At 64.8% G+C, this 25,024-nt stretch carries 19 protein-coding genes and 1 riboswitch; of the genes, 4 read left to right on the top strand and 15 right to left on the bottom strand.

Features of this window, described 5'->3' with window-relative positions:
* The first annotated feature begins 359 nt into the window (after nucleotides 1-359).
* Complete coding sequence (locus NTD82_RS17720; RefSeq protein ID WP_262129627.1) at nucleotides 360-2,126, top strand: S8 family peptidase; 1,767 nt, start codon at nucleotides 360-362, stop codon at nucleotides 2,124-2,126.
* A gap of 138 nt (nucleotides 2,127-2,264) precedes the next feature.
* The gene (locus NTD82_RS17725) at nucleotides 2,265-3,362 is read left to right on the top strand and encodes a catalase family protein (protein ID WP_262129628.1); all 1,098 of its coding nucleotides are present in this window, start codon (nucleotides 2,265-2,267) and stop codon (nucleotides 3,360-3,362) included.
* A 40-nt stretch (nucleotides 3,363-3,402) separates the two neighbouring features.
* Here NTD82_RS17725 and NTD82_RS17730 read toward each other — a convergent pair whose 3' ends face one another.
* From NTD82_RS17730 to NTD82_RS17800, 15 genes are all read right to left on the bottom strand, one after another.
* A complete protein-coding gene (locus tag NTD82_RS17730) occupies nucleotides 3,403-5,184 on the bottom strand; it encodes a thiamine pyrophosphate-requiring protein (RefSeq protein WP_262129629.1) in 1,782 nt (593 codons plus the stop codon).
* Nucleotides 5,185-5,269: 85 nt separating this feature from the next.
* Entirely contained in the window at nucleotides 5,270-5,794 is a 525-nt protein-coding gene (locus NTD82_RS17735; RefSeq protein ID WP_095156664.1) for a hypothetical protein, read from the bottom strand.
* A gap of 123 nt (nucleotides 5,795-5,917) precedes the next feature.
* The gene (locus NTD82_RS17740; protein WP_175650860.1) at nucleotides 5,918-6,058 is read right to left on the bottom strand and encodes a hypothetical protein; all 141 of its coding nucleotides are present in this window, start codon (nucleotides 6,056-6,058) and stop codon (nucleotides 5,918-5,920) included.
* A 292-nt stretch (nucleotides 6,059-6,350) separates the two neighbouring features.
* Nucleotides 6,351-8,252: a potassium transporter Kup gene (locus NTD82_RS17745; protein ID WP_177454431.1), complete on the bottom strand. Its 1,902-nt coding sequence runs from the start codon at nucleotides 8,250-8,252 to the stop codon at nucleotides 6,351-6,353.
* 340 nt (nucleotides 8,253-8,592) lie between these two features.
* Nucleotides 8,593-9,615, bottom strand: coding sequence for a FecCD family ABC transporter permease (locus NTD82_RS17750; RefSeq protein ID WP_095156663.1), 1,023 nt, complete (start codon nucleotides 9,613-9,615; stop codon nucleotides 8,593-8,595).
* Complete coding sequence (locus tag NTD82_RS17755; RefSeq protein ID WP_262129639.1) at nucleotides 9,615-10,598, bottom strand: ABC transporter substrate-binding protein; 984 nt, start codon at nucleotides 10,596-10,598, stop codon at nucleotides 9,615-9,617. The genes NTD82_RS17750 and NTD82_RS17755 overlap by 1 nt, the downstream gene beginning before the upstream one ends.
* On the bottom strand, nucleotides 10,580-11,365 hold the full coding sequence (locus tag NTD82_RS17760) for an ABC transporter ATP-binding protein (protein WP_262129630.1): 786 nt from the start codon (nucleotides 11,363-11,365) through the stop codon (nucleotides 10,580-10,582). The genes NTD82_RS17755 and NTD82_RS17760 overlap by 19 nt, the downstream gene beginning before the upstream one ends.
* 35 nt (nucleotides 11,366-11,400) lie before the next feature.
* The gene (locus NTD82_RS17765) at nucleotides 11,401-13,539 is read right to left on the bottom strand and encodes a TonB-dependent receptor (protein WP_262129631.1); all 2,139 of its coding nucleotides are present in this window, start codon (nucleotides 13,537-13,539) and stop codon (nucleotides 11,401-11,403) included.
* Between the two features lie 107 nt (nucleotides 13,540-13,646).
* A riboswitch (cobalamin riboswitch) is annotated at nucleotides 13,647-13,853 on the bottom strand.
* A 78-nt stretch (nucleotides 13,854-13,931) separates the two neighbouring features.
* On the bottom strand, nucleotides 13,932-15,350 hold the full coding sequence (locus tag NTD82_RS17770; protein ID WP_262129632.1) for an aldehyde dehydrogenase family protein: 1,419 nt from the start codon (nucleotides 15,348-15,350) through the stop codon (nucleotides 13,932-13,934).
* 12 nt (nucleotides 15,351-15,362) lie between these two features.
* Entirely contained in the window at nucleotides 15,363-16,403 is a 1,041-nt protein-coding gene (locus NTD82_RS17775; protein WP_262129633.1) for a homoserine dehydrogenase, read from the bottom strand.
* 237 nt (nucleotides 16,404-16,640) lie between these two features.
* Nucleotides 16,641-17,078: an Lrp/AsnC family transcriptional regulator gene (locus NTD82_RS17780; protein WP_262129634.1), complete on the bottom strand. Its 438-nt coding sequence runs from the start codon at nucleotides 17,076-17,078 to the stop codon at nucleotides 16,641-16,643.
* Nucleotides 17,075-18,463, bottom strand: a complete 1,389-nt coding sequence (gene thrC / locus NTD82_RS17785) for a threonine synthase (RefSeq protein ID WP_262129635.1) — start codon at nucleotides 18,461-18,463, stop codon at nucleotides 17,075-17,077. Before thrC ends, NTD82_RS17780 begins: the two co-directional genes overlap by 4 nt.
* An 18-nt stretch (nucleotides 18,464-18,481) precedes the next feature.
* Nucleotides 18,482-19,372 carry a LysR substrate-binding domain-containing protein gene (locus NTD82_RS17790; protein WP_095156655.1) on the bottom strand — a complete coding sequence of 297 codons (891 nt, stop codon included), beginning with the start codon at nucleotides 19,370-19,372 and terminating at the stop codon, nucleotides 18,482-18,484.
* Between the two features lie 49 nt (nucleotides 19,373-19,421).
* Entirely contained in the window at nucleotides 19,422-20,861 is a 1,440-nt protein-coding gene (locus tag NTD82_RS17795; protein ID WP_095156654.1) for an amino acid permease, read from the bottom strand.
* A 139-nt stretch (nucleotides 20,862-21,000) separates the two neighbouring features.
* Nucleotides 21,001-22,257, bottom strand: coding sequence for a cystathionine gamma-synthase family protein (locus NTD82_RS17800; RefSeq protein WP_095156653.1), 1,257 nt, complete (start codon nucleotides 22,255-22,257; stop codon nucleotides 21,001-21,003).
* Nucleotides 22,258-22,581: 324 nt separating this feature from the next.
* On the opposite strand from NTD82_RS17800, the gene NTD82_RS17805 reads away from it, so the two are divergent.
* Both NTD82_RS17805 and NTD82_RS17810 read left to right on the top strand, forming a co-directional pair.
* The gene (locus tag NTD82_RS17805; protein WP_262129637.1) at nucleotides 22,582-23,283 is read left to right on the top strand and encodes a response regulator transcription factor; all 702 of its coding nucleotides are present in this window, start codon (nucleotides 22,582-22,584) and stop codon (nucleotides 23,281-23,283) included.
* Nucleotides 23,283-25,024: hypothetical protein (locus NTD82_RS17810; protein WP_262129638.1), on the top strand; the 1,742-nt coding region annotated here is incomplete at its 3' end. The genes NTD82_RS17805 and NTD82_RS17810, both read left to right, overlap by 1 nt.

A 25,024-nucleotide genomic window follows, 5' to 3' on the forward strand; every position in this document is an offset into this window, starting at 1 on the left:
GAAACCGTCTTTCATCACGCGCGTTACAGGGCTGCCTCAATAACCAGGAAAACGCCCGGCGGGGCGCGGCGCATAGCTTACGCCCACCAATGGCCCATAGCCATTATTGATGACGGCAGGCTATGTAAAGTTTTCAGCGCCGGCTAATAACGCAGGAAAATATTTTATTTATTAAAAGTAAATGACAACTTCCTGACGCACATCAATATCTAAACAACCCGCATGTGTTAAGCGAATCAATCGGCGAACATTAAATAATATGCACGCAAAGCAAAGGCCTCGCCGAGGGCTCCTCGCTGAACGAAGCGGCCTGCGGGATAGTCGGAACAGCAGGACCTTCACCCCGGGATGCTCAACCGATGCCGTTACGATCCGCCGCTTTCGCCACCGTGCTCATGCTGGCCGGCAATCCTGTGACCGCCGCGGAAGCGCCGCTGCGCCTGGAAAGCCTGAAACGCTGTGGCGACCTGCTGGAAAGCCGGCAGCAGGACTGGTGCCTGCGCGTGCGCGGGCTGGGCGCGGCAATGCCGCACTTGAAGCTGGGTGACAAGGCGCTGCCGGCCAACAGCGTGCAACGCGAGGGCGACACCTTGCGGCTGCGCCTCGACAGCGCCGGCTACCAGAGCGGCCCGCTCTGGCTGGAAGACGGTCCGCGCGCCAGCAACGCCGCCTGGCTGAGCCTGCGCAACAGCCATGTGCTGGCCGCCGGGCCGGACGAGGTGGCGAAGAACATGGACGGCCTGACCACCTACGTCGATCTGGTCAGCGTGCTGATCGAGGAAAACCAGGACGGTCGCCAGGAAGCCGAGCGCCTGGCGCGCAAGTACGGCGCGAAGGTGGTCGGCAGCATCGCGCCGCTGAACCTCTACCAGCTTCGCCTGCCGGCCAATGACCTGATGCAGCGCGATGCGTTGGTGCTGCGGCTGGGCAGCGAGACCAGCGTGGATGCCGTGGTGGTCGAGGAGTCCGCGGCGGAAGAAACCGAGCACGCCACCGCCCGCCCCGCGGCGCAGAACAAGCCGGCCGAGGACTCGGACGAGTGGGCCGCGAACCGCTTTCTCGATGCAGTGAATTACTACCAGCGGCGCATACCGGGACGACAGGCGCCCATCCATCCGCAGCCGGTGCGCATTGGCCTGATCGAGCGCGACGTCGATTTCGACACGGCGGACTTCGCCGACTACCTGGGCGCCTGCTCGCCACCGCGCACCTGCGTCTATGCCCGCGACGCCGCCAAGCCGGACAACCACGGCACCACTGTCGCCGGCATCCTCGGCGCGGGCTGGGATAACGGCGGCAATACCGGTTTCCTGCGCGGGCTGGACAAGGCCGGCGGCGGTTTCGAGGTCATCGTCGAGCGCAATTCCGATGCCGGCATCACCGCCAACATCGCCGCCTCGGTGAACCTCGTCGAAGACGGCGTGCGCGTGCTCAACTGGAGTTGGGGCATCCACCGCGTCGGCGCGAAGAATGTCGACGGCGACGACGTCGACTCGCTGCTGCGCTCGGGCATCGCCATGGCTGGCTACGAGGAGTTGCTGGAGGAGTTCTTCCTCTGGCTGCGCAAGGATCATCCCGATGTCGTGGTGGTGAACTCCGCCGGCAACGGCGCGTCGTTCTCCGGCAGCGATGAATACCGCCTGCCCTCCTCGTTTATCACCGAACAGTTGCTGGTGGTCGGCGGGCACCAGCGCAACGCAGGCGGCGGGCGCGCCGTCGAGGACCCGGCGTACGCGGTCAAGCGCAGCACCTCGAACATCGACATGCGCGTCGACATCACCGCCGCCGCGTGCGCCCACGCCTCGAACCGCGAGGCCGGCCAGACCGGCGCAGTGCACTGTGGCACCTCCTATGCCACGCCGATGGTCGCCGGCCTGCTGGCGGCGATGCTGTCGATCAATCCGCAACTGCAGCCCGAGCAACTGCGCATGCTGCTGCGCCGCAGCGCCATGACCATCGGTGACAACCACGACTTCGAAGCCATGGACGGCGAGGACCTCACCGCGCCCATCCTGCCGTCCGAGCGCAACTACCAGCTCGGCGACCGCGACGTCGGCCGCTCGGCGCGGCTGGACATGCAGAAAGCGCTGGACCTGGCGGTGCAGAGCCGTGATCGGGTGCGCTGAGGCCCGGCCACGCTGCCACCGGTCGCACACGGCGCGTTCCCGGCGAACGACGGCGCTGCCGGCGAAGTCCTCTCTACAGCGCTCATCCAAAGAAGCGCGACGCCTGCGTGATTCCCGAGCCTGAATGGAGATGTGCCGATGAGCGATCTACCGACCACACGACCCACCGCACCCCCGCTGCGCTTTCAAGCGGACTTCGAACAGATCCCGGAGGACGAAGCGCAGACCAGCAAGGAGCTGGCCGAGACCCTGCGCTCGATCATGGAAACCACCTTCGCCGACCGTGGCCATGCCGACCGCAGCGTCCACGCCAAGGGCCACGGTCTGCTGCGCGGCGAACTGACGGTCCTCGACAACCTGCCCCCCGAGCTGGCCCAAGGCGCGTTTGCCCGCCCTGCCACCCTGCCCGTCTACCTGCGACTGTCCACCAACCCCGGCGATATCCTCGATGACAAGGTGTCCACGCCCCGGGGCCTGGCGATCAAGCTGGTGGGCGTCGAGGGGTCGCGCCTGCCGGGCAGCGAGGGCGAAGTCACCCAGGACTTCGTGATGCAGAACGCCAAGGCGTTCATTTCCGCCACGCCGAAAGCGTTTCTGAGAAGCCTCAAGCTGCTGGCGAAAACCACCGACAAGGCGCCGGGCTCGAAGAAAGTACTGTCGGCGGTGCTGCGCGGTGTCGAGGCGGCCGTGGAAGCCCTGGGCGGTGAAAGCGCCACGCTGAAAAGCCTCGGCGGCCATCCGCAGACCCACATCCTCGGCGAGACCTTCAACACCGTGGTGCCGGTGCTCTACGGCCCGTACTACGCCAAGCTGGCGATGGTGCCGGTGTCGGCGTCGCTGACCGAGCTGACCAACCTGCATGTCGATTTCCATGGCAACCCGGATGGCTTGCGGGCAGCGGTCGCCCAATACTTCGCCGGGCACGGCGGCACCTGGGAATTGCGCGTCCAGCTCGCCACCGACAGCGAGCACATGCCCATCGAGGATGCCTCGGTGCAATGGGATGAAAACCTCAGCCCGTTCGTGACCGTGGCGCGGGTCGAAATCCCCGCGCAAAGCACCTGGGACGCGGAAAAGGTCAGGGAAATCGACGACGGCATGGCGTTCAGCCCGTGGCACGGGCTGGCCGCGCACCGGCCATTGGGCGGAGTGATGCGGGTGCGCAAGCCGTCGTACGAAATGTCGTCGGATTACCGCGCCCGTCACAACGGCTGCCCGATCCACGAGCCGCGCTGACCCAGTGCGGCCCAGGGCTGGATCAGCCCTGGGCCCGCGCTCATTTCTTCGGCAACACGCTACTGAGCACCTGCCGCGCGGTTTGCCGGATCACCCCGACGCTGTCCGGGTCGCCCTGCAGCAGCGCGCCGGCAAACTGCCGGGCCTGCTTGAGGCTGATATGCGGCGGCAGCGGCGGCACGTTGGGGTCGGTGCGGAAGTCGATCACCACCGGCACATCGCTGGCCAGCGCCTGTTCCCAGGCAGCGGCAACATCCTCGTCGCGCTCGACGCAAATGCCCTTGAGGCCGATGGAAATGGCAAACAGGTGATACGGCACATCAGGGATGTCCTGGCTTGCGGCGAACTTCGGGTCGCCCTCCATGACCCGCTGTTCCCACGTCACCTGATTGAGGTCCTGGTTGTTGAACACCGCGCAGATCCAGCGACCATTGCCCCACTGCTTCCAGTACTTGGCGACGGTGATCAGCTCGGCGAGGTTGTTCATCTGCATGGCGCCGTCGCCGACCAGGGCGACGACGGTCTGCTCCGGGTGGGCGAATTTGGCGGCGATGGCATACGGCACCGCCGCGCCCATGGACGCCAGCCCGCCCGACAGCGAGCACTGCATGCCCTCGCGGATGCGCAGGTCGCGGGCAAACCAGTTGGCGCAGGAGCCCGAGTCACTGGTGATGATCGCGTTGTCCGGCAGGCGCGGCGACAGCTCGTAAACGACCCGCTGCGGATTGATCGGGTCTGCGGTGGTCAAGGCGCGCTTCTCCAGTTTGGTGTCCCAGGCCTTGCGCCAGCCTTCGACTTTCTTGCGCCAGCGCCGGTCGGTCTTCTGTTCGATCAGCGGCAACAGCGCCTTGAGGGTGTCGGCGGCGTCGCCCACCAGGTTGATGTCCATCGGGTAGCGCAGGCCGAGCATGTTCGGCGCGATATCGATCTGCACGCCGCGAGCGTGGCCCTCCTTGGGCAGGAACTCGGCGTAGGGAAAGCCCGAGCCGATCATCAACAGGGTGTCGCATTCGTTCATCAGCTTCAGGCTGGGTTCGGTGCCGAGCAGGCCAATGCAGCCGGTGACCCACGGCAGCTCATCCGGCAGCACGGCCTTGCCCAGCAGCGCCTTGGCCACGCCGGCACCGAGCTTTTCCGCCAGGGCGCGGACCTGCTCGCTTGCCTGCAAGGCGCCGGCACCCACGAGGATCGCGACCTTGTTGCCCTCGTTGAGCAACTGCGCCGCGTCGACCAGGTCGGCTTCACGCGGCACGACGCGCGGACGGCAGACACCAACGCTGGAATGCAGGGTGCCATGGGCACGGGCGGGTTCTTCGTAGGGCAGGTCCTGCAGGTCATTGGGCAGGATCAGCGCGGTGACTTTGCGTTCCCCCACGGCCGTGCGCACGGCACGGTCCAGCAGGTGGCGTACTTGCGACGGTGCCGACGCCTGCTGGACAAAGGCCCCGGCCACGTCCTTGAACATCGACATCAGGTCCAGTTCCTGCTGGTAGTGGCCGCCCAGCGCGGTGCGGGCCTGCTGGCCGGTTATGGCGAGGACCGGCATATGGTCCAGGCGCGCATCGTAGAGGCCGGTGAGCAGGTGCGAAGCCCCCGGCCCGGACGTGGCGATGCACACCCCTAACTCGCCGGTGAATTTGGCATGGGCGCTGGCCATGAAGGCGGCCATTTCTTCGTGACGGCACTGGACGAATTCAATCTTGCCGGAGCGCCGCAGCGCACCGAACACGCCGTTGATGCCGTCGCCGGGGTAGCCAAAAATACGCTTCACGCCCCACTGGCTGAGCCGTTCCACAAGAAAGTCGCCTACGGTGCTGGACATGGTTGCTGCCTCCTTGATCCTGCGGTCGATAAAGGCTGGGACCGGCAGTGGAGCGCGCATGTTCAGATTGATTTGCGGCGGCGGCTCAGGCGATCTGGATGTACAGCGAATAGCCGCCGAGCAACATCCAGAACGCGAGGAAGATCCACGGCGTGCGCAGCGAAAACAGCAGCGACTTGCGGTGACCGGCGCGGGACGTCTCGGCCTCGCTGAACAGCGGCGATTCGTCGTAGGCCAGGCCCATCAGCGGGTCGCTGTGCAGCAGATGGCTCTGTTTGACCTGCCAGTGGTCAATGATCCGGTACGCCGCATGAATCCCCGGCCACGCGTTCAGCGAACTCAACACGCCCAACAGCGCGAGAAACGGCGGCACCACCATGGTGAACATCTTGCCCCACTCGGGGTTGAGGTTGGCCATGGACGAGACGAAGGCGATCACCAGGAACGACTGGGCGGCCAGGTAGGCGTCGGTTCGGTTGGCGAGGATGCTGGTTTCGTACTGGATTTCGCGCCGGTAAAAGTCCAGGCGCTCCTTGGGAGAGCCGAACATCCGGGCGTTCTGGGCATCGATCTGGTGGTCGGGGGTGGCGGGCGTGATGATTCGGGGCACTCGGTAGCTCCTGTCCGTTGCGCGGGGCTGGGATGCAGGAGCGTTGTCGCACTGGATCCCACGCAGGTTGGGAATCCGCGACCTCGAACAAAGTTCACACGGGCGCCATTCAGCGCACGAACATCACGGCATCAAGATGGCTTCATGCACCTCGATGGACGGGACCGGCACCCTGCCGCGCTGCCCATCCAGCCACTCGCGCATCTTGCGCGCATCGAAAATCTGCCCCTCTTCCATCATGCTGAGGATCAGAGTTTGAGACATCCGGTAACACCCGCATTGGAAACAACGCCGTTGTTCCCACCCCGGTGAGCACTCGATGGATTCAGCGCGACCCGCGCAGATAAGGCAACTCATGGATCCCCCTGGGTTGTTTTTGTAGTGGGAAAGGCACGCCTGTCCGTGCTTATGACGAGAGAGCATAGCCGAGCCATGAAAATTCCGTGCCAGTCGGGGGGATTCGACGGACGGTAATGGCCTGATCGCGCCGAGAGGCGCCGTGCGGGCGGCGCTTGATCTCAGCAGCCCGGCAGCCTCATCGGCATGCGCACTCGCCTTATATCTCCACTTGCGTACCCAGTTCGATCACCCGGTTCAGCGGCAGCTTGAAGTACTTGAGGTTGCTGTTGGCATTTTTGAGCAGGAAGGCGAACAGGTGCTCGCGCCACTTCGCCATGCCGATGCGACTGGTCGGGATGACGGTCTCGCGGCTCAGGAAGTAGGTAGTGCGCATGTGGCTGAAATCGAGGTCGGTGCGCGGGCATTGGCTCAAGGCCAATGGCACGTCGGGCTCTTCCATGAAGCCGAAGTGCAGGTTGACCCGGTAGAAACCGTCGCCGTACGCCTCCACATCAAAGCGCTTGGCGGAGTTGACGCGCGGACGGTCCTCGAACACGACCGTGAGCAGCACCACCTGTTCATGCATCACCTGGTTGTGCAGCAGGTTGTGCAGCAAGGCGTGGGGCACCGCGTCGGTCCTCGCGGTGAGGAACACTGCCGTGCCCTGCACCCGGTGCGGTGGTTGCGCCTGCAGGCTGCTGATGAACAGCGGAAGCGGCAGCGCGGTTTCGTCCAGGCGCTCGACGATGATCTTGCGCCCGCGCTTCCAGGTGGTCATCAGGATGAACAGGCCGATCCCGGCGATCACCGGGAAGGCGCCGCCCTGGACGATCTTCGGCGCGTTCGCCGAGAAATACAGGCTGTCCACCAACAGGAAACCCAGCAGCAAGGGCACGGCCAGCCAGCGTGGCTTTTTCCACAACAGCAGCACCACGGCGGAGGAAAGGATGGTGGTGATCAGCATGGTGCCGGTGACTGCCACGCCGTAGGCCGCGGCCAGGGCACTGGAAGACTCGAAGCCGATCACCAGCAGCACCACGCCGACCATCAACGCCCAGTTCACCGTGCCGATGTAAATCTGCCCCTGCTCCTGGCTGGAGGTGTGCTGGATGAACATGCGCGGGACGTAGCCCAACTGGATGGCCTGGCGGGTCAGGGAAAAGGCACCGGAAATGACCGCCTGGGAGGCGATGATCGTCGCCAGGGTCGAGAGCGCGACCATCGGCAGCAGCGCCCAGCCGGGGGCCAGCAGGTAGAACGGGTTACGTACGGCTTCCGGGTTATCGAGGATCAACGCGCCCTGGCCGAAGTAGTTGAGCACAAGGCCCGGCAGCACCAGGCTGAACCAGGCCCGGGCAATCGGTTTGCGGCCGAAGTGGCCCATGTCGGCGTACAGCGCTTCCGCACCCGTCAGCGCCAGCACCACCGCGCCGAGAATGGCGACGCCAATGCCCGGATGCACCACGAAAAACTGCACGGCCCAGGCCGGGTTGAGCGCCAGCAGCACTTCCGGGCGTTGCACGATCCCGTAAAGCCCCAGTGCGCCCAGCACCACAAACCACACCACCATCACCGGGCCGAACAGGATGCCGATGCGTGCGGTGCCGTGTTTCTGGATCAGGAACAGCGCCACCAGCACGATCACCGACAACGGCACGACCCAGTGGTCGATGCCGTCGAAGGCCAGTTGCAGGCCCTCAACCGCGGACAACACTGAAATCGCCGGGGTGATCATGCTGTCGCCGTAAAACAGCGCTGCGCCAAACAGGCCGAGGAGCACCAGGGCCCTGCTCATTCGCGGAAAAGGTGCAGCGGCCCGGCGCGCCAGGGCGGTCAAGGCCATGATCCCGCCTTCGCCCTGGTTGTCGGCGCGCAGGATAAACAGCACGTATTTGATCGAGACCACCCAGATCAGCGACCAGAACACCAGTGACAGGATCCCCAGCACGCCGTCATGGCTGGGCTGAACGCCGTAGTGGCCGGAGAACACCTCCTTGAGGGTGTACAAGGGGCTGGTGCCGATATCGCCATACACCACGCCGGCAGCGGCGATCAGCATGCCGATGCCGGAGGTTTTGGCGTGGTGGGAGGGTTCTGCAACGGTCAGTGCTTCACTCACGGGTGACTTCTCTGGGTTGAGGGGCTGACGCGGGCCCTTCATGAGCTGGGGTATTTCACCGGGGGGCGTCCGGGTGCGGGCAAAAAAACGCGCTCAGTATCGTTTTATGCGTTGGGATGGGCCGTAAAAAAGGCGTAAAAATTCGGTTTTTTTTGGGGGGGGTATCTGCACATTTCATGGCTGTTTGGCGACCAAGCGCAAGCCGAAAGGTTTTCTGCGCCCTCAAGACCGAGCGCCGCCCGCGCGGCGCTCGATCTCAAGAGCGCTGGAGAGCTTCCGACATGCGCCTTCCAACCACCGAATGACCGAAAGAGAGGCAGATACCCAAACCCCGCCCTCACTATCGCCCCCGCTTCAACAACACAATAAAAAAAACACCCCCCAACGCCGCCGTCGCCACACCAATCGGCAGATCCTCAGGCGCGATCAAAGTTCTGGCCGCCACATCAACCCACACCAGAAACACCGCGCCCAGCGCCGCACTGACCGGCAGCAAGCGCCGGTTCTCCGCACCCACCAGACGGCGCGCCATATGCGGCACCATCAGCCCGACAAAACCAATGGCCCCGGACAACGAAACCAACACCCCGGTCAGCAACGATGTGCAGAGAAACACCTGAATACGCAGACGACGACCACTAAACCCCAGACTGATCGCCGTCTGTTCACCACTCATCAACGCATTGAGCCCGCGAGCCAGCACCCACAGCGCCAGCATGCAAGCCGCCACGCACAGCGCCGGCAGCCAAATCACCTCCCAGCGCGCCGAGCCCAGGCCGCCCAGCATCCAGAACACCACCGACGCCGCAGCATGTTGCTCGCCGGTGAACAGCAACAGGTTCACCCCCGCCATCAGCACGAACGACACCGCCACACCGGCGAGCAGCAGCCGGTCGCTTTCGAGACGCCCGTCCCGTCGGGCCACCGCCAGCACCAGCAGCATGCTGCCCGCCGCGCCGATAAACGCCGCCAGCGGCAGGCTGAAGATGCCGATGAATTCGCCGAGGTAAAGAATCACCAACACCGCCCCCAGCGCCGCGCCGGAGCTGACGCCGAGCAGGTGCGGATCCGCCAGCGGGTTGCGGGTCACCGCCTGCAACGCGGTCCCGACCAACGCGAGGCCCGCCCCGACCAACGCGCCGAGCAGCACCCGCGGCGCACGGATCAGCCAGACGATATGCTCCTGCCCCGCACTCCAGTTCACCGGCAGCTCAAGCCCGGCCTGCCGGCCAATGATCCCCCAGACGGTGCCCAGCGGAATCACCGCCGGCCCGAACGCCAGCGCGACCACGCAAGACAGCAGAATGACCAGCAGCAAGGCTGCGAGCAGCCCGCGATAGGCGGCATGGCTCCGGATCAGCATCAGTGCGAGTCCTGCGCGAACAACCGTGGGTGCAGACCCGCGGCGAGTTTTTCGATGGCGATGGCGTTCTCTACCGACGGTGTGACTTCCAGATAGGTCAGCACCACAAAGCGCTGCTCACGAATGGCCCGCACCGTTTGCAACGCCGGATGACGCAACAGGAAATCACGTTTCTGCTGCCAGCTCAGCGGGCCGTAGTCGACGATCGCGATGACTTCCGGATCGCGCTCCACCACGCTTTCCCAGTTCACCTGGGTCCAACTGGCGGTGACGTCGTCCATGATGTTGTGCCCGCCAGCAGCATCGATCAGCGCCTGGGGCATGCCGAGGCGGCCCGAGGTGGTGGGCCGGTCTTCGCCGCTGTCGTAGAGGAAGACCCGCGGCGCGTCCGGCCCCTGCCGAACCGCGTTGCCGACCGCTTCGATGCGCGCACGCATATGGCTGACAAGCGCCTGGGCGCGGTCTTCGACGGAAAAGATCCGCCCCAGGTTCGTCAGGTCGCGGTACACGTCATCAAGGCTGGCGCGCGGCTGTTTCATGATCCATGAGCAGGATTCGCTGAGTTCATAGACCGGAATGCCGAACGCCGCGAGGGACGTCGGGGTCAGCGGGCCACCGACCCGCATGCCGTAGTTCCAGCCGGCGAAGAACAGGTCGGCATCCACCGCCAACAGCGTTTCGACGGACGGATAGCGGCTGGCAAGCTGCGGCACACCCTGCAGTGCCTCGCTGATCCAGGGGTCGCGGTGCTTGGTGGCGGTAAAGCCGGTGTAGCCGGCCAGGCGCTCGCGCACGCCCAGGTGCAGGAGCATGCCGGTCATATTCACATCGTGAACGACGACCCGTTGTGGCGCCTTGTTCAGGGTGACGTCGCGCTCGCAACTGCGCACGGTGAGTGGGTAGTCGCTGGCCAGCGACGGCGCTGCCGCCAACGCCAGCGTCAGGCCGGCAAGTAACCGATAGTTCATGGTTGAGTGATCCAGGTGACACGCGGATAGGGGTGCAGCGGGTGGGTGTCGACCAGCGCCCGCACACCGAAAACCTCATGCAGCACGTCGCTGGTCAGCACCTCGGACGGCGTGCCAGTGGCGACGATGCGGCCCTCGGCGATGACGCAGAGCCGATCGCAAAACGCCGCCGCCAGGTTCAGGTCATGAAAGCTGGCGAGGATGCTCAGGTCGAGGCTGCGCAGATGGCCCAGGAGTTCGAGCTGATAACGCGGGTCGAGGTGGTTGGTCGGCTCGTCGAGAATCAACAGGCCAGGCTGTTGCACCAAGGCCCGGGCCAGCAGCACGCGCTGTTTTTCGCCACCGGAGAGGCTGGCGAAACTGCGCGCCGCGCACGCCGAAAGCCCTACCCGCTCGAGCGCCTGCGCCACTCGAGCGGCATCGTCCGGGCTGTCGCCGTCGAACAGCCCCTGGTGCGGAGTGCGCCCCATGGCCACGACATCAGCGACGGTCAGGCCGAACTCCTGGGGAAACTCCTGCAGCACCACGGCAATGCGCTGTGCGCACCAGCGCGGGGTGCGCCGCCACAGGTTCTCGCCGTCCAGCATCACGCTGCCCATGGCCGGTTCATAGGCACGGTAGGCGCAGCGCAAAAGGCTGGTCTTGCCGCTGCCATTGGGGCCGATCAGGCCGACGAATTCGCCCTGGCCGACCCGCAGGTGGATATCCCGCAGCAGCCAGAGCGGATCGCGGTCACGGCCGGGGGCGGCCCAGGCCAGCCCCTCGATACTGAGTGAGGACATTCAGTCTCCGTGCGCCCCCGCCGGGGGCGCGGCAGTCAGAAGGTGTAGTCAGCCGTGACGAAGAACGAACGCGGCTCGCCCAGGTACCACTGCCGACCGTTGTTGCCGGTGGTGGTGGCGTACTGGCGGTCGAACAGGTTGTTCAGTTGCAAGCCGAGGGTCAGGTCCGGCTGCACGTGCCAGTCAACGTTGGCATCGACCACGGTGTAGCTCGGGACTTCGACCGTGTTGGCGTTGTCGCCGTAACGGCTGTCCACGTAGCGCGCGCCCGCGCCGGCGCTGAAGCGCTCGGCGAAGTCCTTGCTCAGCCACAGGTTGGCGGAACGGCGCGGCACGTTGACCGGCTGGTTGCCTTTGAAGTCGTTGCTGCCGCTGGCGAACTCGTCGTACTCGGCGCGAACCCAGGCGGCGTTGGCCGAAAGCTGCACGTCGTATGGCAGACGCAGTTCCAGGGTGGCTTCGATGCCGTCGGAGGACTGCTGGCCGATCTGCTGCTGGATCGTCGGATTGACCGGATCGGTGCTCAGCAGCTTCTTCTTGACGATGTGGTACGCGGCCAGGGTCCATTCGCCACGGCCGTCGAGCAACTGCTGCTTGATGCCCACTTCGGTCTGTTTCGCGGTGCTGAGGTCCCATTGCTGCTGCGCGGTCGAGAGGGTCAGCAGGTTGCTGACGCCTTCGGTGCTGGTCGCGTATTGGCCGTATAGCGAAAGGTCCTCAGTAACGGCGAACACCAGGCCGGCGCGCCAGTTGCCACCGGACAGGCTGCGATCACTGCGGGTGTCAGTCGGCACATCGGTACGGTCGAGGTGGACCTGATCGCGGCGCACACCGGTGATCAGCGAAAGCTGCTCGGTGAGCTGGGTGCGGTTCTCGGCGAACAGCGAGAACTGCTTCGCCTGGTTGGCGTCACGGGAGCGATACGGGTCGGTGCTGACATAGCCGCCACCACCCGAGCCGGCCAGCGGCACGGTGTCGCTGTAGACGTTGCCGAAGTCATGCTTGCGCACGAAGCGGATCGAGTTGTAGTCCGCGCCGACCACGGTGCGGCTGTCCAGCCCGAACAGCGAATGCTGCAGGGTGAAGGTCTGACGGTCGCCCACCTGCTCCTGGGTCTGCTTGATGCTGATGAAGCTGTCGCGCCGCACAAGGTCGCCCGGCAGCCAGGTGTAAGTCTCGGCATTGCGCCAGCGGCGCTGGGCCTTGAGGAAGTACAACTGGTTGCTGGCGCTGAGGTTGTCGTTGATCGTCCAGTCCGTGACCAGCCGGGTGGACTGGTCGTTGTAGTGGTCGGTCGCATCCTCGACGTTGTAGTTGTGGTCACGCAGCGACTCGCGGAAATGCCCGTCCACCAACGGCGTACCGAAGTAGCGTTGCGGCTCCTGGTCGCTGTAGTCATGGCTGAAGGTGAAGCTCAGGTCGTCGGTGGCCTGCCAGCGCAGCGAGCCGCTGAGGGCGATGCTTTCCGAGTTACCGCGATCGACCCAGCCGTTGCTCGCCTGCTGGTTCAGGTTGAAGCGGTAGCTGAGGGTGTCGGTCAGCGAGCCGCCGCTGTCCAGCGCAGCCTGGCGTTTGTCGTCCGAGCCATAGCCGAGGCGCAGGTGATTGCGGATCTCGCCCTCGAACGGCTTCTTCGGCACCACGTTGATCACCGCGCCGGTAGCGCCTTCGCCATAGAGCACCGAAGCCGGGCCGCGCAGCACATCGATGCGTTCCACCGCCCAGGTGTCCACCGGGAACGTGACGGTCCCGGCGCCGACATACAGGCGGGTGCCGTCATACAACTGCATGGTCGAGCTGTGGCCGGTGAAGCCGCGGGCCGACAGCGCGGTGCCGCCATTGCCGGGGGTGCCGATGAAGGTGACGCCCGGCGAGCGGGTCACGGCGTCCTGCACGGTGGCGTTATTGCGTTTGAGGATCTGCTCGGCGCTGATGCTGGTCACACTGGCCGGGGTTTCCAGCGGCGCCAGCCCCAGGCGCGAACCGCTGGTGCTCGGGGTGTGCAGGTCAGGCTGAGGGTTTTGCTCGGCGACCTCGTTGATGGCCGTGGCCGGCAGGGACAGGGCTTTTTCGTCTTCCGCGGCGTGCACCGGCAGGGACAGCAATACGCAAGGTGCGAGGCTGGCACACAGCAGCGTGCCCGAGAGGGAATTGAACAGGGATTTACGGGACATGTCGTTCCACTTGAAGCAGGAATGAAAGAATCCCGGAGGGAACAACGCATAGGGAATCGCGGGCGCGACAGCCCACGGAAACCAGCCTGCGCCCGCCCACCGCGGGTTTGCCAAACGATGCTTCAGGCCGGTCTCCGGGCTCGCGAGGGTCATGAAACATTCGCCTTCCCATGCGCGGGGCACAGTGGCTTTTCGAATGTTTCGCTCGCATACCGTTGCGGGGGCAGCGCCGGACTGATCAGCAAAGTGACGAACCGGCTTCCCGTTTCACCCCATACACGGCGGTATGGGGCACCTGAAACAGGCGCGCAGTTGACCATCAAAGTGCCAGCAGGTCAACGACAGAGGTGTCGGTGGCCGGCATCAAGACCGGCAATCACCGACGCGACGACTCAGCCCATGTCGTTGATGCACACCACTTTCGGCTGCGTCATGTCTTCATAGGCGAAGCGCACCCCTTCCCGGCCGAGGCTGCCGTATTTGAAGCCACCGAATGGCATGGCGTCGAAGCGGTAGTCGGACGAGTCGTTGATCATCACGCCACCGGCCTCGATGCGCCGGGCCAGCTTCAGCGCGGTCGACAGGTCGCGAGTGAATACGCCGGCGTGCAGGCTGTATTCCGGCGCGTTGGCCAGGGCGACGGCGTCGTCGAGGTGGTCGAACGGTTCGAGGATCACCACCGGCGCGAACACTTCCTGCTGCCAGATCCGGCTGGCGTGGCTGACCTGTTCCAGCACGGTAGGTGCGTACAGCGTGCCCTCGCGGCGGTGACCACAAAGCACCCTGGCACCGTCCGCCACGGCGTCCTCGACCAGTTGTTCGGTGCGGCAGGCCGCCTGCTCGGTGACCATCGGCCCGACATCCGTTTCGCGAAGCGACGGGTCACCCAGGTTCAAGGCCCGCGACTGCGCCACGAACTGTTCGCGGAACGCCGGGTAAATCGCGCGGTGCACCAGAATGCGCTGGGTGCCGATGCAGTTCTGTCCGGCGGCCCAGAAGGCACCCGAGACGCAGGACTCCACGGTCGGCCCGAGGTCGCAGTCTTCCAGCACCAATACCGGCGCGTTGCCGCCCAGGTCCATCGCCAGCTTTTTCAGCCCGGCGCTGCGGGCGATGGATTCGCCGGTGGCAAAGCCGCCGGTGAAGGAAATCATCCGCACCTCGCGCAGTTCGACCAGCGCCCGGCCCAGTTCCACACCGCCGGTGGCCGTGGTCACCACGTTGTCCGGGAGCCCTGCTCGCACCAGGCACTCCACCAGTTTCAATGCCGACAACGGCGCCAGCTCGGACGGTTTGAGGATCACCGCGTTACCGCCGGCAATCGCCGGGCCCAGCTTGTGCGCGACCAGATTCAGCGGGTCGTTGTAAGGCGTGATCGCGACGATCAGCCCCAGCGGTTCGCGAGTGAACCAGCCCTGGCGGGACTCCGAGCCCTCATAGGCTTCGAACGGCACCACTTCACCGGCATTGCGCCGCGCCTCTTCGGCGGACAGCTTCAGCGTGTTAACACAGCGCTTCACTTCCTTCTCGGCCTGGCGCAGGGTTTTCCCGGCTTCGGCCACGATCAGGCTGGCGAACGCCGCGGCGTCGGATTCAACGAGTCGTGCGGCCTCCTCGAGAATCCGCGCACGGCGATGGCGTGGCAGCGCCGCGCTTTCGCTGACGCCCGCCCGCGCCCGGGCCAGCAGGCCCGGCACCGCCGTGGCGTCGAGGTTGGCAACGCGACCGACCGGACGGCCATCGAACGGGCTGAACACGTCGATGTGGCTCGGGGCTACGGATTGAACACTGGCCATGCGAGATACGCTCATGAAAGGCTCCGGTTACTGGCGGTCGGTGGTGTGCAGGGCGATGATGTCGGAGAGCAAGGCAAACGCCGTCTCGATGCGCCCGGCGCCCGGCCCGGACACCGTGACGGCGCCGAGCAGTTCGGTGTTGAAGGAGATCGCGTTGACCGCGCCGGAGATACCGGCCAGTGGGTGCTCGAGCGGCAACAAACGCGCTTCGACGCTGGCGGAGACCGAACCGTCGGCCGCTTTGCTGGCGGCGCCGATCAGTTTCCAGCATTGCCCGGTGGCCTGCGCCTTGACGATGTCTGCGGCGCTGATGCCGCTGATACCCGAGCACGCGACATCGCTGACACTCAACCGCGCGTCCAGCAGTTCGTTGGCGAGGATCACCACTTTCAGGCGCACGTCATGGCCTTCGACATCCGCGGTCGGGTCGGCTTCGGCGTAGCCCAGTTGTTGCGCCTGGGCCACCGCATCGCTGAACGCCAGGCCGTCCTTCATCCGCGTCAGCACATAGTTGGAAGTGCCGTTGAGGATGCCCTCGAAACCTTGGATTTCCGCACCGGCAAGGGCTTGTCGGGCCAGGCGGATCACCGGCGTGCCGCTCATCACCGAGCCTTCGTATTCGAACGCCAGGCCCTTGCGACGGGCCAGCGCCTTGAGCTCGGCGCCGTGCAAGGCAATCGGGCCCTTGTTGGTGGTGACCACATGAATGCCGCTTTCCAGCGCCCAGCGGCAGAAGGTGGCTGCCGGCTCGCCGTCGACCGGGTTGGTAAAGGTCGCCTCGGCAATGATGTCGGCGCCGGACTGCTTGATTACTGTTTCATTGAAGGCCTCGGCGGTACCGCCGGCGATCCGTGCCAACGCGCCCTTCTCGGCGGGCAGCGCGACCAGCTCGGCGGCGTCCAGGCCGTTGCGGTTCACCACCGAACCGAGAAACAGGTCGGTGACGCCGACGATCTTCAGGCTGAAACCGAGGGCCGCCTTCCAGGTGGCATTACGTTCTGCGATCAACTGGGCCAGGCCACGGTTCACACCACCGAAGCCGACCAGGGCAATGTTGTATTCAGTCACGAAGGCATTCCTCTTTGCTGTTGTTTGATGGCATCAGCGTACGAGTCGGGCCAGGGCACTTGAATACGGCAAAACGCTGTATTTGTTGAGCGATTTGCGCAGTGCGCAAACGCCTGAAATCGAGGCGCGAAGGGACGCTTGCGCTGCGGTGAGCCAGCGCAAGCGTGGGGGGCATCGCGAGCAAGCTCGCTCCTACAGTGTGGGAGCGAACCGTTGCGAAATGGGCGGAAGGGTTAGTTAGAAGACAGCAGAAAGGACAAACGAGGTCACGGTGTTTTCCACACCGGGCATGGCCGCGATTTCCTTCCAGACCGCGTGAACCCGTTCGGGGCTCGCCGCGTTGACCCGCAGCATCAGGTCGAACTCGCCACTGAGCACCTCGCACTGGACCACCTCGGGAATGGTCCCCAGCTTGGTCAGCACATCGTCGCCGCGCATGCGGTCGTAGCGATAAACGAAAATCGCCGCGCTGATCAGCGACGAAGGCCGGCGAGCGTCGCCCAGCCGCACGGTATAGCCCTGAATCGCGCCATCGCGCTCAAGCCGTTCGACGCGCTGGCGCACCGCGTTGCGCGACAGGTTGACCTTGGCCCCCAGCTCCGCATGAGCGATCCGCGCATTGGCGGTCAGCTCGGCGAGGATGCGCTCGTCCAGGGGGTCCAGAATGCGCTTCATAGCGCCCTCGCCTGCGCAGCCCGCAACACATGACAGAGTCCGTCCAGATCGCCACGCTGAAGGACCGGCGGCTCGTCTGCCAAGGCTGGCGGCGGCGCCACCTCGCCGTCCCACACACCCAATTGCGCCAGCAGCGCGGCGGATTTTTCCGGCGCGATCTGGCCCAGGGTGACCATCGGCGCGCCCAGGCTGCGCCGATGCATGCGCCCGGCCAGCGCGCCCACCGCCGTATGCGGATCGACAATGGCGCCGGTGTCCTCGCGCAGGCGGATGACCTCGCGGCGCACCTCGGCCTCCTCCACCGCATAGGAGTCGAACAGTACCCGCGCCTGCAGCCACTGCGGGTTGCCGATGCTCAGCTCGCCACAGGCTTCGAAATGTTCCATCAGCGTCCTGACGCAACCGGCACTGCGCCCGTACAGCTCCCAGATAAAGCGCTCCAGGTTCGAATACAGGGAAAAATCCATGGCCGGCGCCAGGGTGCGCTGGCTGGCGTGGGTGGCATATCGATTGCGGTGGAGGAAGCGGTGCAGCGCGTCGTTGCTGTTGGTCGAAACGATCACCTGATTGATCGGCAGGCCCATTTTCTGCGCGACGAAGCCGGCGTAGATCTCGGCAAAGCTCGCGGCAGGCACGCTGAACCCGACGGGCCGGGTGCCACCGCCCAACTGCAAGGCGGCGTGAAAGTAAAAAACGATCTGGGCCAGCACGCCGACCCAGTTGGTGGAGTTGAAGCAGACCGGAATCACCCCCTCCAGCGGCCAGGCGCGAAACAGCCGCGCGACCAGGGTCTGGCAGTCATCGAAACTGCCGTCCACGGGGATCAGCAGGACGCGTTCAGGGTCGGCCGCCAGCAAGGCGGCGAGACGGTCCGCGGGGACGTCGTGACGCGGGGAGAGAATCGCCATGCGCACATTCGGGCAGGCCGCGAAGGCCTTGATGGCGGCAACGCCGGTGTCGCCGTTGGTGGCGCCCACCACTAGGGCTTCGCCAGTCGATTCATCGAGAAAGTGCCTGACCAGCCGGGCCTGAAGCTGCGCGGCAAAGTCTTTCGAGGTGCGCGTCGGGCCATGGAACAACTGCAGAATCCATTCGTTATGGCCAATCTGCTGCAGCGGTGTGATCGCGCGATGGGTGAAGTCCTTGTAGCTGTCGCTGAGCAGCGCGCGCAGGGTCGGCTCATCCAGCGCGTCACCGACGAAGGGCGCGATCACCCGCCATACCAGCTCATCGAAGGGCAGCCAGGACCAACTGGCGATTTCCTCCGGGCTGATCTCCGGCAAGTGCGCCGGCACATACAACCCGCCATCGGCAGCAGGCCCCGACAGCACGACTTCACGGAAGTCGGCCCGTACATCGCCATTGCGGGTGCTCACGTAGTGCATGAAAACTCCAGGAAAGGGTTACGAAGGCCGATGGGCTTGAGCCACCAGCCAGTCTGAAAACAGCGCGGCATCGGGCGGCAACGCGCGCCCTTGCTCACGGACCAGGTAGAACGATTCGCTGGCTTCGATGCGCTGGCTGAAGGGCGCGACAAGCTGCCCGTCCCTGAGCAGGTCCTCGACCACCGAGGAACGCGCCAGGGCAACGCCCTGCCCCAGCTCCGCCATGCGGATCGTCGAAATCAGCGTGTCGAATTGCAGCCCCCGCGAGTAATCGACATCGTCCGCGCCGACCCGCTTGAGCCAGTAGCCCCAGCCCTCTTCGTAGCCGAGGACATGCAGCAGCGGATGGTGCTTGAGGTCCTGCGGCTGACGGATCGGCGAGCGCGCCAGCAGCGCCGGCGAGCAGACCGGCACCAGCACGTCCCAGGTCAGACGCTGGGCATGCAGACCCGGCCATTCACCATTGCCCCAGCGCACTTCGAGGTCGTCCTCGCCATCCGGAGCCTTGACCCACAGGTTGCTGATGTAGCGGATGTCGATGTTCGGGTTCTCGCGGCTGAAATCGAGCAAGCGCGGGGCCAGCCAGTACTGCAGGAACGACAGGCTGCCGCGGACCTTCACCGGCCTGCGCTTGTGCTGGCCGAAAATCTCGTTGGTGCCCACCGCGAGACGGCTGATCGCGTCCTGCACCACCGGCAGGTAGGACTGGCCCTCCTCGGTTAGGTCGAGGCCCCTGGGCAGGCGCTTGAACAAGGCCACGCCCAGGTGGTTTTCCAGTTGGCGGATCTGCTGGCTCACCGCGCCCTGGGTCAGGTGCAGTTCCTCCGCGGCGTGGGTGAAGTTCAAGGCGCGCGCCGATACCTCGAATGACCGCAGCCAGTTCAGCGGCGGCAGGGATTTTTGCTTCATCGGCACGACCTCGTTCGGAATTGAATCCGTCCATCATGAACCGGAATCTTCAGGTCGCGTTAACGCCCGGGACCACCGGCAGCATGGCGGCAAGCCGCTGTTCGCGCTTCTTGCGGGTCACCCAGTAGACGAAGTAGCACCAGGCGATAAAGGGCAGGCCGAAGTACAGCGCCACCCGCTGCTCAGGGTCGAACGCGATCCCGACGCAAGCCAGCACGCAACACAGAATCGCGCCCAGCGGCACCCAGGGGTAACCGCGCACCCGGAAATGCAGGTCTTCGACGCGGCCGCCATTGGCCACATAGTGCCGGCGAAACGCGATCTGGCTGGCGGCGATGCTCATCCACACCACCACCACCGCCAGCCCGGAAACGGACACCAGCGCCAGGTACACCGTGTCCGGCGCGACCACGCTGCTGAGCAGCGACGCCACCGCGCCGGCCATGCTCAGGATGATCGCATTGACCGGCGTGCCGCGCGGCGAAAGGCGGCGGAAGCACTTGGGCATATGGCCCTGGTCACTCAGGGTCCAGAGCATCCGCGAGGCGGCGTACAGGCCGGAGTTGGCCGCCGACAGCAGTGCGGTGAGGATCACGAAGTTCATGATGTCGGCCGAGTACGGGATGCCGATCATGTCGAACACCATCACGAACGGGCTTTCCACCAGGCCTGCCTGCTCACGGGGCAACAAGGTCGCGAGGACGACGATGGTGCCGACGAAGAACAGCGCCAGCCTGACCACCGTGGTGCGAATGGCCTTGGGCACGCTGTCCTGGGGATCCTTGGCTTCGCCGGCGGCAATACCGATCAGCTCGGTGCCGGAGAAGGCGAACGACACCGCCAGCAGCGTCATCGCGATGGGCAGCAAGCCGGTGGGGAACAGGCCCTCGCGGGTGAAGTTGGACAGCCCGATGCCCTGAACATGCTTGACCTCGAACAGGCCGCAGATCGCCCCGGCACCAATGACGATGAAGGCAATCACCGTCAGCACCTTGATCAGCGACAGCCAGAATTCGGTCTCGGCGAACAGGCGCACAGACACCACGTTGAGGATGAATACGGTGATAGCGAAGAATGCGCTCCATATCCACACCGGCGTGTCCGGAAACCAGCGGACCATCAGGATCCCGGCGGCGGTGAATTCCGAGCCAATGGCGACGGCCCAGGTCAGCCAGTACAACCAGGCCACCGTGTAGCCGGTGCCCGGTCCCAGGTAACGGGTGGCGTAGCTGCTGAACGAGCCGGTTTCCGGCATCTGCACGGCCAGTTCGCCCAGGCAGACCATCACCAGGTAGACCATCACGGCGCCGACGATATAGGCGATCACCGCGCCGAGGGGGCCGGCCTGGTTGACCGTGTAGCCCGAGGTCAGGAACAACCCGGTGCCGATCACCCCGCCCAGCGCCAGCATGACGATGTGGCGGGTGTGCATCTCTTTCTTGTATTCGGCCGGATCAGCCGACGCTGTCGTTGAGTGTTCAGTGGACATAGTTTGATTCTCATGAAGTGTCTGGTGTTCAACGGGAAACCCGCAACGAGGCAGTACCAACCAATGCACCAGCGACTGTTATTGTTATTGCTTTCATGAAACAGGGCGCCCCGCCATCCCGGGCAGACCGCCCTCACCCTCAGGCGGACACGCTGGCGCGCCGCTCGCTGCCGGCCACATCCGTGCGTTGGGCACGTACCGTGGCGAAGGCCTGACGCAAGTCTTCCAGCAGGTCAGCGGTGTCCTCGATACCGACGGACACCCGCACCAACCCTTCGGAAATGCCCAGCGCCTGACGCTCTTCCAGGGTGTTTTCCACGTGGCTGGTTGTCCGTGCCGGCCCGTAGATGGTTTCCACCGCGCCGAGGTTGCCGGCACGGTGGGCGTAGCGCAGGCACGGCAGCAGCTTGACGACGGTGTCCATCCCGCCGACCAGCACGAAGCTGACGATCGCGCCGAATCCCTTCATCTGCGCGCAGGCGATTTGGTGACCGGGATGCTGCGGCAATCCCGGATAGTTGACGGCTTCCACCAGCGGCTCGCTGCACAGGAATTCCGCCAGTGCCTGGGCGCTCGCCTGTTGCTGGCGCAGGCGCAGGGCGAGGGTCTTGATGCCGCGAATGATCAGGTAGGCGGAAAACGGGTCCAGCGAGGCGCCATTGATTTCCCGGTAGTGACGCACCTGCGCCATCAGCGACTCGGCCCCGCAGACCACACCGCCGAGCACATCACCATGGCCGGAAAGGAACTTGGTCGCGCTGTGCACCACCACATCGACGCCCAGCGCCAGCGGGTTCTGGTTCAGCGGCGTGGCAAAGGTGTTGTCGGCGACGACCAGCGCGCCGACACGTTTTGCCGCCGCCACCAACCGGCGGATATCGAGGATTTTCAGGGTCGGGTTGCTGGGCGTCTCGAGGTAGACAAGATCACAGCCGAGGGCGATTTCGCGCTCGATGGCCTCGGTGTCGAGGGTGTCGCACAGCGTCACCTCGACGCCCTGGCGGGGCAGGAACTCTTCGAAGATCTTGTTGGTGCCGCCGTAGCTGTCGCGGGTCGAGACCACGCGCTTGCCGTTGCACAGGAAGGTATGCAGGACGCCGCTGATCGCCGCCATGCCGGTACTGAAGGCCACGGCCGACTCGGCCTGCTCCAGCGCGCACAGCTTGTTTTCGAGCACCGCGACGGTCGGGTTGCTCATGCGGCTGTAGATGAAGCCCGGCTCTTTGCCCAGTGCGACGTCATACCAGGCATCGATATCGTGATAGCCGTAGGCGGCACTGGCGACGATCGGGGTCTGGGTGGCGTTATAAGGGTGTTCGACCTGCTCCCCGCCCCACACCACACAGGTGCCAACACCCGGTTGCACGCCCTGAGCGACCTTTGCTTCGTTGTTCATGTCTTTGTCTCGCATCGATGAAACACGGCGGTGTTTCGACTGGGTCTGCGAGGACTATAGGGAGGACGCGGCCCCTTGAAAAACGATGGAATCCGGGCCTAAGGGAAGGGTTTTTTAATGGCTCCTTGGGTGGGAGGTGGATTGCTTATCGCGAGCAAGCTCGCTCCTACAGTTCCTATGTCTGTCAATGTTGAGCGAGCTTGCTCGCGATAAACCGCATCACAAAATCCCGGTTTTCAGGGATGGCGCGGCCTTCTGCCATCAGCTTATATTGCTCGCCGTGCCGACCCTTGGCGCCCCTCGCCTATCCGACAGTACAACGCCATGTCCAAGATCGCGCTGACCGCCATGCAATCCCTCCCCTCTGGCGTGCTGCTGGTCGAGGACGAGCCCCATTTCCAGGAGCGCTTGCTCAAGATCCTGTCGGATCTGGGCTGTGCCCCCGGGACGCTTCACGTCGCTGGCACCCTGGCCGATGCCCGGCAGATCAGCCAGACCCAGGCGTTTTCCCTCGCACTGGTGGACCTCGGCCTGCCCGACGGCAGCGGCATTGATCTCATCGCCGAACTCCGCCAACGCCCCCATCCTGTGAGCACCCTGGTGATTTCCGCGTGGAGCACGCAGGACAAAATCCTCCAGGCGCTGCAGGCCGGCGCTACCGGCTACCTGCTCAAGGAACGCGACGACCTCGAAGTCCTTTTGTCGATACGCAGCGTGCTGCGCGGTGGCGCGCCGATCGATCCGTTTATTGCCCAACACATCCTCGCGCACATTCCGCAAGCCAAGGACGAGGTGGCCAACGCCTCGGACAGCGAGCGAACCAAGTCGCCCGACCTTCTGACGGAACGCGAAGCGCAGATCCTGACGCTGGTCGCGGGCGGCAAGTCGAACAGGAATATCGCCGAGCACCTGTACATTTCGCTCTACACCGTTGAATGCCACATCAAGCACATTTACCGGAAGCTGGAAGTGTCGTCGCGCATCAACGCCATCAACGAAGCGCGGTCGCGCGGCTTGCTCACGTAGTGTTGAGGCATCGCCGCCTCGGTGGGTTGCTGCTCGGCATCGTGATGCTGCTGGGCAGTTGCCTGTTCCAGGTTGCCTGGGCGCACGCCTGTACGCCCACCATCAGCGCCGTGCAGGCCGCGAGGGAGAAGCCCGGCGAGGCCGGCCGGCCAACGCAGGGTTGGCAACCGGTCACGCTGCCCGACATCTGGACCACCCGCTGGCCCGACTTCACCGGCGCGGTCTGGTATCGCATCACCTGGCGCCACGACTGCGCAGGCGTGGACGCAGAAAAGCAGTGGGTCGCGCTGGTCGCCAGTTCGATCAACCTGGCCGGCGAGGTCTACCTCAACGAAACCCTGCTCTGGCGTGACGCGAGCCTGCGGGAGCCGCTGTCGAGAAGCTGGAATACGCCCCGCTACTGGATCCTCCCGAACGCGGCAATGCACCCGCAGGCCAATGACATCTGGATCCGCGTCCAGGGCCGAGCCCTGGTGTTTCCTGGCCTCGGACTGGTGAGGATGGGGCCTCCCGCGCAGATGCTGGCGTTGCATCAGCAGCTATGGTGGTCGCAGCGCACCACGTTCCTGATCAACATGGTCGGCTCGCTGTGCATTGCCGGCCTGTTCGCGGGGATCTGGCTGCTGTACCGCAAGCAAGCCGTGTATGGCTGGTTCGCGCTGCTGAACCTGGCCTGGGTGCTGTTCGTCTACAACATCGTGGCCGTCGATCCCTGGCCGTTCAGCCATACGGTGAATGTGGCGCGGGCCAACGCCATCGCCTTCATGGCCTTTTGCATGTGCTACGCGATTTTTATTTTCCAGTTGCAGGGACGGCCCCTCAGCCGGGTGCAGGAGCGCAGCCTGCAAGCCCTGACGCTGGGCCTGTCGCTGCTGATTGTGTGCATGCCGGAAAAACACTTGCTGGCCGCCATGCAACTTGGCGTCAGAACCCATCTGCTGGTCTTTGCCGCGAGCTGCATCATGCCGCTGGTCCATGCCTGGCGCAGCAGGAAGCTCCAGGATGTGTTGTATGCCTCGCTGGGCCTCGGATTCGTGATCATCGCGCTCTACGACACGCGCACCTATTACCTGAAGATCCCCGATCCCGTCCTGCTGACCCCTTATGCCAACCTCATCACCATGGCCGTGATCACCGCCGTGCTGGGCTCGCGCATCGCCCACAGCATGCGCCGCACCGAGCGCTTCAATGTGGAGCTGTCGAGCGCTGTAGAGGAGGCCTGCCGGGAGCTGGAAACGACCTTGGGCAATGAGCACCAACTGGAACTGTCGAATTTGCGCTTGCAGGAGCGCATGCAGTTCATTCATGACCTGCATGACGGTTTTGGCAGCGCCCTGGTCCGGGCCATCGTCCAGGCGGAACGCAATGCCGATGCGCATGCGGATGCGCGCCGCCACATCTCGACCCTCAAGTCCCTGCGCGATGACCTGCGCAACGTCATGGACAGCGGCGAGCGCGTCAACGCCGACATGCCGGCGACACCCTCGGAATGGATGGCTCCGACCCGGCACCGTTTTTCGACGCTGTTCGATGAAATGGACGTGACCAGCCGATGGTCCTGCCCTGCCTCGTGGCCCTGGCCACCCCGTGTGGCGTTCTGCATGGAGCTGACACGTTTGCTCGAGGAAGCCCTCTCCAACGTGCTCAAGCACAGTGGCGCAACAGCAGTGGACATCACACTGGCCGTTGGGGGGGGGGGGGGGGGGGGGGGGGGGGGGGGGGGGGGGGGGGGGGGGGGGGG

Source organism: Pseudomonas sp. 5P_5.1_Bac1 (assembly GCF_025466015.1).
Lineage (GTDB): Bacteria > Pseudomonadota > Gammaproteobacteria > Pseudomonadales > Pseudomonadaceae > Aquipseudomonas.